This window comes from Blastococcus sp. MG754426 (assembly GCF_021699055.1).
Taxonomy (GTDB): Bacteria; Actinomycetota; Actinomycetes; order Mycobacteriales; family Geodermatophilaceae; genus Blastococcus.
In genome coordinates this window covers 1-10377 of the sequence record NZ_SSXC01000104.1, presented here as the reverse complement: position 1 = coordinate 10377, position 10377 = coordinate 1, and the positions used below count along the sequence as shown (strand labels likewise).

The 10377-nt window shown below is 74.6% G+C and carries 9 protein-coding genes and 1 pseudogene; 9 read left to right on the top strand and 1 reads right to left on the bottom strand.

Features of this window, described 5'->3' with window-relative positions; translation table 11 throughout:
* From E9549_RS21250 to E9549_RS21215, 8 genes and pseudogenes are all read left to right on the top strand, one after another.
* A pseudogene (locus E9549_RS21250) lies at positions 1–651 on the top strand (DNA polymerase III subunit gamma/tau); the annotation flags it as partial.
* Between the two features lie 104 nt (positions 652–755).
* Positions 756–1097, top strand: a complete 342-nt coding sequence (locus E9549_RS21245; RefSeq protein ID WP_236828582.1) for a YbaB/EbfC family nucleoid-associated protein — start codon at positions 756–758, stop codon at positions 1095–1097.
* A 43-nt stretch (positions 1098–1140) separates the two neighbouring features.
* Complete coding sequence (recR, locus tag E9549_RS21240; RefSeq protein WP_236828581.1) at positions 1141–1740, top strand: recombination mediator RecR; 600 nt, start codon at positions 1141–1143, stop codon at positions 1738–1740.
* 207 nt (positions 1741–1947) lie between these two features.
* On the top strand, positions 1948–3654 hold the full coding sequence (locus E9549_RS21235) for an ABC transporter substrate-binding protein (RefSeq protein WP_236828580.1): 1707 nt from the start codon (positions 1948–1950) through the stop codon (positions 3652–3654).
* 104 nt (positions 3655–3758) lie between these two features.
* Positions 3759–4763, top strand: a complete 1005-nt coding sequence (locus tag E9549_RS21230) for an ABC transporter permease (RefSeq protein WP_236828579.1) — start codon at positions 3759–3761, stop codon at positions 4761–4763.
* A complete protein-coding gene (locus tag E9549_RS21225; RefSeq protein ID WP_236828578.1) occupies positions 4760–5701 on the top strand; it encodes an ABC transporter permease in 942 nt (313 codons plus the stop codon). The genes E9549_RS21230 and E9549_RS21225 overlap by 4 nt, the downstream gene beginning before the upstream one ends.
* 5 nt (positions 5702–5706) lie before the next feature.
* Positions 5707–6738, top strand: a complete 1032-nt coding sequence (locus tag E9549_RS24360; protein WP_236828577.1) for an ABC transporter ATP-binding protein — start codon at positions 5707–5709, stop codon at positions 6736–6738.
* The gene (locus E9549_RS21215) at positions 6735–7892 is read left to right on the top strand and encodes an ABC transporter ATP-binding protein (protein ID WP_236828576.1); all 1158 of its coding nucleotides are present in this window, start codon (positions 6735–6737) and stop codon (positions 7890–7892) included. The genes E9549_RS24360 and E9549_RS21215 overlap by 4 nt, the downstream gene beginning before the upstream one ends.
* A gap of 15 nt (positions 7893–7907) precedes the next feature.
* Here E9549_RS21215 and E9549_RS21210 read toward each other — a convergent pair whose 3' ends face one another.
* Positions 7908–8285 carry a Rieske (2Fe-2S) protein gene (locus E9549_RS21210; RefSeq protein ID WP_236828575.1) on the bottom strand — a complete coding sequence of 126 codons (378 nt, stop codon included), beginning with the start codon at positions 8283–8285 and terminating at the stop codon, positions 7908–7910.
* 117 nt (positions 8286–8402) lie between these two features.
* On the opposite strand from E9549_RS21210, the gene E9549_RS21205 reads away from it, so the two are divergent.
* On the top strand, positions 8403–10377 hold a 1975-nt coding region (locus E9549_RS21205), incomplete at its 3' end, for a TPM domain-containing protein (RefSeq protein WP_236828574.1).

The window sequence follows — 10377 nt, the reverse complement described above, 5'->3', positions numbered from 1 at the left end:
GACGAGGACTGGCCGCACCCGGCGCAGCCGGCCGCCGTCCGGGCCGCGGCCACCCGGGTCGAGCAGCCGCGCCCGCCGGCGTCGCCGCCCCGAGCCGCCGCCGAGTCCTCGCCCGCCCCGCGCGGGGGCGAGCCGACGCCCGTGGTGTCGGCCAACCCCGAGGAGCCGGCCGGCGAGGGGGAGCTGACCACGACCGACGTCCGCCGGGTGTGGCCCGAGCTGCTCGCCATCGTCAAGAAGCACAAGCGCACCACCGAGGCGCTGCTGAACAGCTTCCAGGTGCACCAGCTGGCCAACGGCGTGCTCGTCCTGTCGACCTCCTCGCCCGCGCTGGCCCGCCGGATGAACGACGACCTCAACCGGGAGATCGTCCGGCAGGCGCTCAACGAGCTGCTCGGGGTGCGCTGGCGCATCGACGCCGTCGTCGACGGCGCCGGGCCGGCTGCCGCCGGTGCCCGCGCGGTCGCGCCCGAGGCGGCTCGGGAGGCGGCGCGCGCCGCCGAGGCCGCCGAGGCACGCGAGCTCATGGCCGAGCGCGCCGCGGAGGGGACCGACGGGGGAGGCGCCGAGCCCGGACCGGTCGTCGACCAGGAGCAGGCGGCCCTGCAGCTGCTGCGTGCCCAGCTCGGCGCCCGGCCGCTCGACGGCTGACGGGGCCGCTCGCAGGGACGCGCCGCGCCCCCGGGGCAGCGGTGCGACGCGCAGGACGCGGCGGCGCGCCCTCACCTGTCGCACCCGCGGCCTACTCTCGTGGCATGTTCCCCGGAGGCCAGCAGCCCGACCTGTCGCAGCTGATGAAGCAGGCGCAGCAGATGCAGCAGCAGCTCGCCGCCGCCCAGCAGGAGCTGGCGGCCACGGAGGTCACCGGCACCGCCGGTGGCGGGCTGGTCTCGGCGACGATGACCGGTGACGGCGACCTCACCGCGCTCACCATCGCACCGGCCGCCGTCGACCCGGACGACCTGGAGACCCTGCAGGACCTCGTCGTCGCCGCCGTCCGGGACGCCAAGCGCGCGGCGGACGAGCTGACCGCCAGCCGGATGGGGCCGCTCGCCGGCGGCCTCGGCGGCGGCGGCCTGGGGCTGCCGGGCCTCTGATCGGGCGCGCCCGCCCGATCCACTTCGCAACCCGAGGAGCACCGTGTACGAGGGTGCCGTCCAGGACCTGATCGACGAGCTCGGTCGCCTGCCCGGCGTGGGGCCCAAGAGCGCCCAGCGCATCGCCTTCCACCTGCTGTCGGCCGAGTCGGCCGACGTCGGCCGGCTGGTGGCCGCCCTGACGCGGGTGCAGGAGTCGGTCCGGTTCTGCGTGACCTGCTACAACGTCGCCGAGGCCGAGCAGTGCCGCATCTGCCGCGACCCGCGCCGCACCGAGGACGTGCTGTGCGTCGTCGAGGAGCCCAAGGACGTCGTCGCCATCGAGCGCACCCGCGAGTTCCGCGGCCGCTACCACGTGCTCGGCGGGGCGATCAGCCCGATCGACGGCGTGGGCCCGGACGACCTCCGGGTCAAGGAGCTCATGAGCCGCCTGATGGACGGCACCGTCAAGGAGCTGATCATCGCCACCGACCCCAACCTGGAGGGCGAGGCGACGGCGGCCTACCTGGCGCGGCTGGTCGGCCCGATGGGGCTGGCCGTGTCGCGGCTGGCCAGCGGCCTGCCGGTGGGCGGTGACCTCGAGTACGCCGACGAGGTCACCCTCGGGCGGGCGTTCGAGGGTCGCCGCCGCATCGACGCCTGAAGAAACCCCGCTGCCCTCCACCCTGCAGCTGGGCCGTTCCAGCAGCTCGCGTAGGTCACGGCTTGGTGTCGATGGACGACCGGCACTGCCCGGGGGCGACGGCCGCCGCCTAGGGTTCCCAGGCGTTCCGCGGACCCTCTAGCGTCCGCGGGCCCCACGTCCGGAACTCGTCCGGCCCGCCGTGGCCGAGGAGGCAGGTCTTCCGCGATGACACGTCGTCGTACCACTCGAGCGCTCGCCGCGTCCGCGGCCGCGCTCACCGCAGTCACCCTCTCGGCCTGCGCTTCGAGCGACCGGGACACCGAGGAGGGCGGCGGCGGGGAGACCGCCGCCTCCGGCGGCACGCTCGTCTTCGGCGCCGCCGGCGACCCCGCCATGTTCGACCCGGCCTTCGCCAGCGACGGCGAGACGTTCCGGATCGCCCGCCAGATCCACGAGGGCCTGCTCACCAACGAGCCCGGCACGACCGAGCTGGTCCCGGCGCTGGCCGAGGACTGGGAGGTCAGCGAGGACGGGCTGGAGTACACGTTCAACCTGCGCGAGGGCGTGCAGTTCCACGACGGCACGGACTTCAACGCCGAGGCGGTCTGCTTCAACTTCGACCGCTGGCACAACTTCACCGGCCTGGCCCAGAGCCCGAGCGCCACGTACTACTACCAGGCCGTGTTCGGCGGCTTCGCCGACAGCGACAACCCCGGCATCTACGAGGGCTGCGAGGCCGTCGACGAGAACACCGCGGTGATCACCTTCAACCAGGTGACCAGCAAGATCCCCGCCGCGCTGTCGCTGCCGGCGTTCTCCATCCAGAGCCCCACGGCCCTGCAGGAGTACGACGCGGACAACCTGTCCGGCTCCGAGGACGCGATCAGCTACACCGAGTACGCCCTCGAGCACCCGACCGGCACCGGTCCCTTCCGCTTCGACAGCTGGGACCGGGGCAACGGCGAGGTCACCATCGTCCGCAACGAGGACTACTGGGGCGAGCCGGCGCTGCTCGACAGGATCATCTTCCGCACCATCCCCGAGGGGAACACCCGCCGGCAGGAGCTGCAGGCGGGCACCATCGACGGGTACGACTTCGTCTCGCCCGCCGACTACCAGACCCTCGAGAGCGAGGGCTTCCAGGTCCTCGTCCGCGACCCGTTCAACATCCTCTACCTGGGCTTCAACGGCGGGAACGTGCCCGGCACGAGCGCCAACCCGGCGCTGCAGGACGAGCGGGTGCGCCAGGCGATCGCGCACGCGATCGACCGCGAGACCATCGTGAACTCGCTGCTCCCCGAGGGCTCCGAGGTGGCGACGAACTTCATGCCGCCGTCGGTCGACGGCTGGGCCGAGGACGTGCCGACCTACGAGTACGACCCGGAGCGGGCCCGCCAGCTGCTCGAGGAGGCCGGCGCCGCCGGCACCACGCTGCGGTTCTACTACCCGACCGACGTCAGCCGGCCCTACCTGCCGGACCCGGCCGCGATGTTCCAGGTGATCGCCGAGGACCTGCAGGAGGTGGGCCTGACCATCGAGCCGGTCGCCCTGCAGTGGAACCCGGACTACCTCCAGGCGGTGCAGGCCGGCCAGGCCGACATCCACCTGCTCGGCTGGACCGGTGACTACAACGACGCCTACAACTTCATCGGCACCTTCTTCGCCGAGGACCAGAACAACCAGGCGTCCGCGGAGTTCGGCGCGTTCAGCGCCCCGGAGATCTTCGCCGCGCTGGCCGAGGCCGACGCCGAGCCCGACCCGGCCAACCGGACCGAGCTCTACCAGGAGGCGAACCGCCTGATCAAGGAGTACCTCCCGGCCGTGCCGATCTCGCACTCGCCGCCGGCGCTCGTGGTGGCGGAGAACGTCCAGGGCCTCGAGCCCAGCCCGCTGACCGCGGAGGACTTCTCGACGGTCTCGCTGCAGGACTGAGCAGGGATCTCCCCGGCCGCGCCGGTGGTGGCAGCGACGCCACCGCCGGCGCGGCCGACCGTCCGGTGTAGGACAGCGGTGTCCGGAAAGGCTGGTCCGAGCGCGTGCTCCGCTTCATCGTCCGGCGGCTCCTCCAGCTGATCCCGATCCTGCTGGGGCTGTCCGTCCTCCTCTTCGCCTGGCTGCGCGCGCTGCCCGGAGGGCCGGCGCAGGCGGCCCTCGGTGAGCGCGCCACCCCCGAGGCGATCGCCCAGTACAACGAGCTCTTCGGCCTGGACGAGCCGCTCTACGTCCAGTACTTCCGCTTCCTGGGGCGGGCCGTCCAGCTCGACTTCGGCAACTCCACGCAGTACGGCCGGCCGGTCACCGACGTCTTCCTCGAGCGGTTCCCCGGCACCATCGAGCTGACCGTCCTGGCGATGGTCTTCGCCATCGGCGTCGGCATCCCGCTGGGCTACCTCGCCGCCCGCCGGCACGGCAGCTTCCTCGACTCGGCGTCCGTGATCGGCTCGCTCATCGGCGTCGCGATCCCCGTGTTCTTCCTGGCCTACCTGCTCCGGCTGCTGTTCGCCGTCGAGCTCGGCTGGCTGCCGGGGTCCGGTCGCCAGGACGTGCGCATCGACGCCACCCGCGTCACGAACTTCTACGTGCTGGACGGCCTGCTGACCCGCGAGTGGGACGCCGCCTGGGACGCCCTGACGCACCTGGTGCTCCCGGCGATCGCACTGGGCACGATCCCCCTGGCGATCATCGTCCGGATCACCCGGGCCTCGGTCCTGGACGTGGTGAACGAGGACTACGTGCGGACGGCGAACGCCAAGGGCCTGGCGATGGCGACGGTGCGCCGCCGCCACATCGTCCGCAACGCGCTGCTGCCCGTCTCGACGACGATCGGCCTGCAGACCGGGCTGCTGCTGTCCGGGGCGGTGCTGACCGAGACCGTGTTCGCGTTCGGCGGGGTCGGCTCGACGCTGTACGACGCGATCAGGCTCCGGGACTTCGCCGTGCTGCAGGGCTTTATCCTCATGCTCGCCGTCGTCTACGTGCTGGTGAACCTGCTGGTCGACATCTCCTACGGCCTGCTCGACCCGAGGGTGAGGGTCCGATGACCGCTCTCGGGGACTACAAGCGCGAGCGCATCGACGCGCTCGCGGCGCGGGCCGGGCAGCTGCCCGAGGGTGAGGCCGGGCTCTCGCTCACCCGCAGTGCGTTCCGCCGGCTGCGGCGGGACCCGGTGGCCATCACCGGCGCGGTCATCGTGCTCGTCTTCCTCGTCGTGGCCGCGTTCGCGCCGCTGCTGGCGCCGAAGGACCCGGTCACCCAGTACCTGCTGTCGGAGATCCGGCCCGGCACCATCCCGGGGCCCCAGGAGGGCTTCCCCCTCGGGGTGGACAACCTCGGCCGCGACCTGCTCTCCCGGTTGATCTACGGCTCGCGGCAGTCGCTGCTCATCGGTGTGGTGTCCACCGTGCTCGGCCTGGTGGTCGGGATGGCCCTGGGGGTGCTGGCCGGCGCGTTCGGCGGCTGGGTGGACACCGCGGTCATGCGGTTCGTCGACATCCTCCTGTCCATCCCCGGCCTGCTCATGGCGATCACCATCTCGGTGCTGCTCGGGCAGAACCAGTACGCGCTGATGATCGCCATCGCCGTCGTCCAGGTGCCGATCTTCGCCCGGTTGCTGCGCGGCTCCATGCTGGCCCAGCGCGGCAGCGACTACGCCGTCGCGGCGCGGGCGCTGGGCGTGAAGAAGGGCCGCATCGTGTTCGGGCACGTGCTGCCGAACTCGCTGTCGCCGGTCATCGTCCAGGCGACGCTGTCCCTGGCGACGGCGATCATCGAGGCCGCCGCGCTCTCCTACCTCGGCCTGGGCGACCCGGACATCGCCCGTCCCGAGTGGGGGGCGATGCTGGCCAACGCCCAGGACTTCCTGTCCATCCGACCGGCGCTGGCGGTCTGGCCGGCGCTGTGCATCATCGTCGTCGCGCTCGGCTTCACGCTGCTCGGTGAGCGCCTGCGCGAGGCCCTCGACCCGAAGTTCCGGAGGTGAGCCCCGTGCAGGCACCGGTGCTCGAGGTGGAGGACCTCGCCGTCCGGTTCACCCGCCGCGGGGAGCAGCCGACCCGCGCGGTCGACGGCGTCAGCTTCTCGGTGGCGCCCGGCGAGACGATCGGGCTGGTGGGGGAGTCCGGCTGCGGCAAGTCGGTCACCTCGCTGGCGATCATGGGTCTGCTGCCGCGGCGCGGCGTCGAGGTGACCGGCTCGGTCCGCTTCGACGGCAACGACCTCGTCGACGCCCCCGACCACGTGCTGCGCGGGCTGCGCGGTGCCGACATGGGCATGGTCTTCCAGGACCCGCTCTCCTCGCTCAACCCCACCGTGCCGATCGGCACCCAGGTCACCGAGGTGCTGCTGGAGCACCGTGAGATGTCCAAGGCCGAGGCGCGGGACGAGGCCACCCGGCTGCTCGACCGGGTCGGCATCCCCGACCCGGGGCGTCGGCTCAAGGAGTACCCGCACCAGCTCTCCGGCGGCATGCGGCAGCGGGCGCTGATCGCGATGGCGCTGGCCTGCGCGCCGCGGCTGCTCATCGCCGACGAGCCGACGACGGCGCTCGACGTCACCATCCAGGCGCAGATCCTGGAGCTGCTGCGCGAGCTCGTCGTCGACTCGGGGACGGCGCTGGTGATGATCACCCACGACCTCGGCGTGGTCGCCGGGCTGTGCGACCGGGTGCACGTCATGTACGCCGGCAAGATCATCGAGACGGCGGACCGGCACGACCTGTTCACCCGGCCCCGCCAGCCCTACACCGGCGGGCTGCTCGCCTCGGTGCCGCGGCTGGACTCCACCCGCGGCGCCCCCCTCACGCCCATCCGCGGCTCGGCCCGCGACGCCATCCCGTGGTCGGAGGGGTGCGCCTTCGCCCCGCGCTGCGACAACGCCCAGGACGACTGCCTGACCGAGGTGTCGGGCAGCACCGTGCCCCTGGTCCCGGACGGCCCCGGCCGGGAGCTGCGCTGCCGCCACCCGCTCGAGCACCCGTCCGCGCCGTCGGGCGCCACCGCCTCCGGAGCCGCCCGATGACCGCCGTCCCGACCGCCGGCCAGGACGACCTGCTGCGGGTGGAGGACCTGAAGGTCCACTTCCCGATCAGGAAGGGCGTCTTCTTCGACCGCACGGTGGGGCACGTGAAGGCCGTGGACGGCGTCTCGCTCACCGTGCCGCGCGGCGCCACGTACGGGCTGGTCGGGGAGTCCGGCTGCGGCAAGTCGACGCTGGGCCGCGCCATCCTCCGGCTCGAGGAGCCCACCTCCGGGCGGGTGCTCTTCGACGGCACCGACGTCGCCGCGCTCAAGGGCGAGCCGCTCCGGCAGATGCGCCAGCGGATGCAGATGGTCTTCCAGGACCCGCTGGGCAGCCTCGACCCGCGGCAGAACGTGGAGTCGCTGCTCTCCGAGCCGCTGCACGCCCACGGTCTCGGCGGGGGCAAGGCCGGGATCGCGGAGAAGATCCGCGGCCTGCTCGACGCCGTCGGCCTGCCCTCGGCCGCGCTGCGCCGCTACCCGCACGAGTTCTCCGGCGGCCAGCGGCAGCGCATCGGCATCGCCCGCGCCGTCGCGCTGGAGCCCGACCTGCTCATCGCCGACGAGCCGGTGTCGGCGCTGGACGTGTCGGTGCAGGCGCAGGTGATCAACCTGCTCGAGGAGCTCCAGGAGCGGCTGGGCCTGACCTACCTGGTCATCGCGCACGACCTCGCCGTCGTCCGGCACATCAGCGACGTCGTCGGCGTCATGTACCTCGGCTCGCTGGTGGAGCAGGCGCCCGCCGACGACCTCTACGAGCAGCCGCTGCACCCCTACACGCGGGCGCTGATGAGCGCCGTCCCGGTGCCGGACCCGGAGGTGGAGGAGCAGCGCGAGCGGATCCTGCTGGCCGGTGACCTGCCCTCGCCGGCGGACCCGCCGAGCGGCTGCCGGTTCCACACCCGCTGCCCGTGGCGGCAGGAGACGCGCTGCGACGACGAGGTGCCGGTGCTGCGGGAGCTCGGCCCGGGCCGGCTGGTCAGCTGCCACTGGGCCGAGGAGATCCGCGACGGCGTCCTCCACCCGCGCTCCCCCGAAGAGGTGCTGCACGCCGGGATCGCCGTGCAGCCGGGCGCGGGCGGGCGGGCCCGGGACGACGACCCGACCCCCTTCCTCGGCCGGGAGACTCCGTTGCCGCGGGCGGAGCAGGGCTGACCGCAGCACCCACCCCTATGCCTCCGTCTCCCGGTCGGTGACGACCACGTCGTCGCCGCGGCGCACCGCCCGGCCCACCCGCAGCCGCGCGATGCTCCCCACCAGCCGGACCAGGCCGCTGTAGCCCGGCGCCGGACCGTGGTAGCCCAGGAAGCCCCGCGGCCCGTCGAGCATCTCGCCGGTGCGCACGTCGTAGCGGCTCTGGTGCCACGGGCAGACCAGGCAGCCGTCGGCGTCGACGCTGCCCTCGGCGAGGTCGGCCAGCTGGTGGCGGCAGCGGCGGGAGACGGCGAAGTACTGGTCGTCCCCGCGGTTGCCCACGGCCCAGCCGCCGACGCGGCGGACCCTCCGCGGCGGCAGGTCGGCGGCGGGGATCGAGTCGGGGTCGGGCACGCGGTTCTCCTCGCAGGCGGCGGGTCGGCGGGGGCGCCGTACCCACCGCGCCCGGGCCGGACCCCTCCGGCGTCGGTAGGGTCCTCCCGACCGACGTCGCCGCTCCTGGAGGTTCCCGTGCGCCGGCTGCTCGTGGTGCTGGGGGTCCTCGCCGTCCTCGTGCTCGGCGGCTCCCCGGCGTGGGCGGTGCCCCCCTTCCGGCTGACCGACCAGGTGACCGACCAGGTCGGCGCGCTCGACGGCGGCACCGAGGAGGTCAGGGGCGTCGTCGAGGAGCTGCGCGCGGACACCGGCACCGACCTGTACGTCGTCTTCGTCTCCTCCTTCGACGGCGCCGACCAGGGGGAGTGGGCCCAGGCCACGGCGGAGCTGAGCCAGATCGGCGAGCGGGATGCCCTGCTCGCCGTCGCCGTCGACGACCAGCGGTACGGCACGGTGCGCCCGGCCGACTTCCCGGTCACCGGCGCGGAGTTCGACGAGCTGACCGACGAGCGGGTCGCCCCGGAGCTCGCCGAGGGGGACTGGGCCGGCGGCGTGGCCGCCTTCGCCGCCCTGCTGCGCGACGGCGGGACGGCGGCGGAGCAGCCGGCGGAGGCCGCGGACGGGGGCTCCGGCGGGTCGGGCGTGCTGCTGGTGCTCGGCGGGATCGCCGTGGTGGGGGGCGGCGCCTACCTGCTCAGCCGGTCGCGTCGCGCCCGCGGCGGGCCCGCGCTCCCGGCCGGCCGGCGGGCCGAGCCCGATCCGCACGAGGGCGTGCCCACCGACGAGCTGCAGGGCCGGGCCAGCGAGGCGCTGCTGACGCTGGACGAGGCGGTCAAGACCTCGCAGCTGGACCTCGACTTCGCCCGCTCGCAGTACGGCGAGGAGGCGGTCGCCGGCTTCGGCGCCGCGCTGGGGCAGTCGAAGGCCGACCTGGGCCGCGCGTTCGCGGTGCGCCAGGAGCTCGATGACGACTCGGGTGGGCGGGGGACCGGCAGAGACGAGCCGACGACGCGGCGCATGCTCGCCCAGATCCTGGCGCTGACCGGCGAGGCCGGCGCGCGCCTGGACGAGCTGAGCGCGGCGTTCCAGCAGCTGCGCGACCTGGAGCGGACCGCCCCCGAGGTGCTCGCCGGGCTGGAGCCGCGCATCGCCGCGCTGCGGGCGCGGCTCCCCGAGGAGGAGCGGCGGCTGGCGGGGGTCCGGCAGCGGTACGCGGGCTCGGCGGTGGCCGCCGTCGCCGACAACGTCCAGGAGGCCGCGGCCCGGCTCGACGCCGCCGACGACGAGGTGCGCGAGGCCCGCGAGGCGCTCGCCGCCGGGCGCAGCGGGCAGGCGGTGGGGGACATCCGGGCCGCCGAGGACGCGGTCGCGCAGAGCGGCACGCTGCTGGACGCCGTCGGGCGCCTCGCCGCCGACCTCGACGCGGCCGCCGACCGGGTGACCGCCGTCCGGGCGGAGACGGAGAAGGACCTCGCCGAGGCCCGGGCGCTGGTGGCCGGGGGCGACCGCAGCGGCCTGCCGCCGCAGATCGCCCGCGCCGAGACGGCGCTGGCGGCGGCCGACGCCGCCCTGCGCCCGGCCGGCGGCGGTCCCGGCGACCCGCTCGCCGCGCTGCGGCAGCTGGAGGACGCCGACGCCGCCCTGGAGGAGGCGCTGGCGACCGCGCGCGACGCCCAGACCCAGGCGCGCCGGGCCGCGGCCGCGCTGGACCAGGCGCTGCTCACGGCCCGCTCGGCGGTGGGTGCGGCGGCCGACTTCATCGACACCCGGCGCGGGGCGGTGGGCCCGGAGGCGCGCACCCGGTTGGCCGAGGCGCAGCGGCACCTGGACGCCGCCGTCGGGCTGGGGCGCACCGACCCGGTGGCCGCCCTCCGCGAGGCGCACCAGGCCGGGCTGCTCGCCCAGCACGCCCTGGACCTGGCGCAGGACGACGTCGACCGGTGGCGGTCCGGGTACGGGCCCGGCGGTTTCGGAGGCTACGGCGGGGGCTACCGCCGCGGCGGCGTCGACCTGGGCAGCCTCGTGCTCGGCGGGATCCTGCTGGGCGGCGGCCGCGGGACGGGCGGTTTCGGCGGCGGGTTCGGCGGGGGCTTCGGCGGTCGTGCCGGGG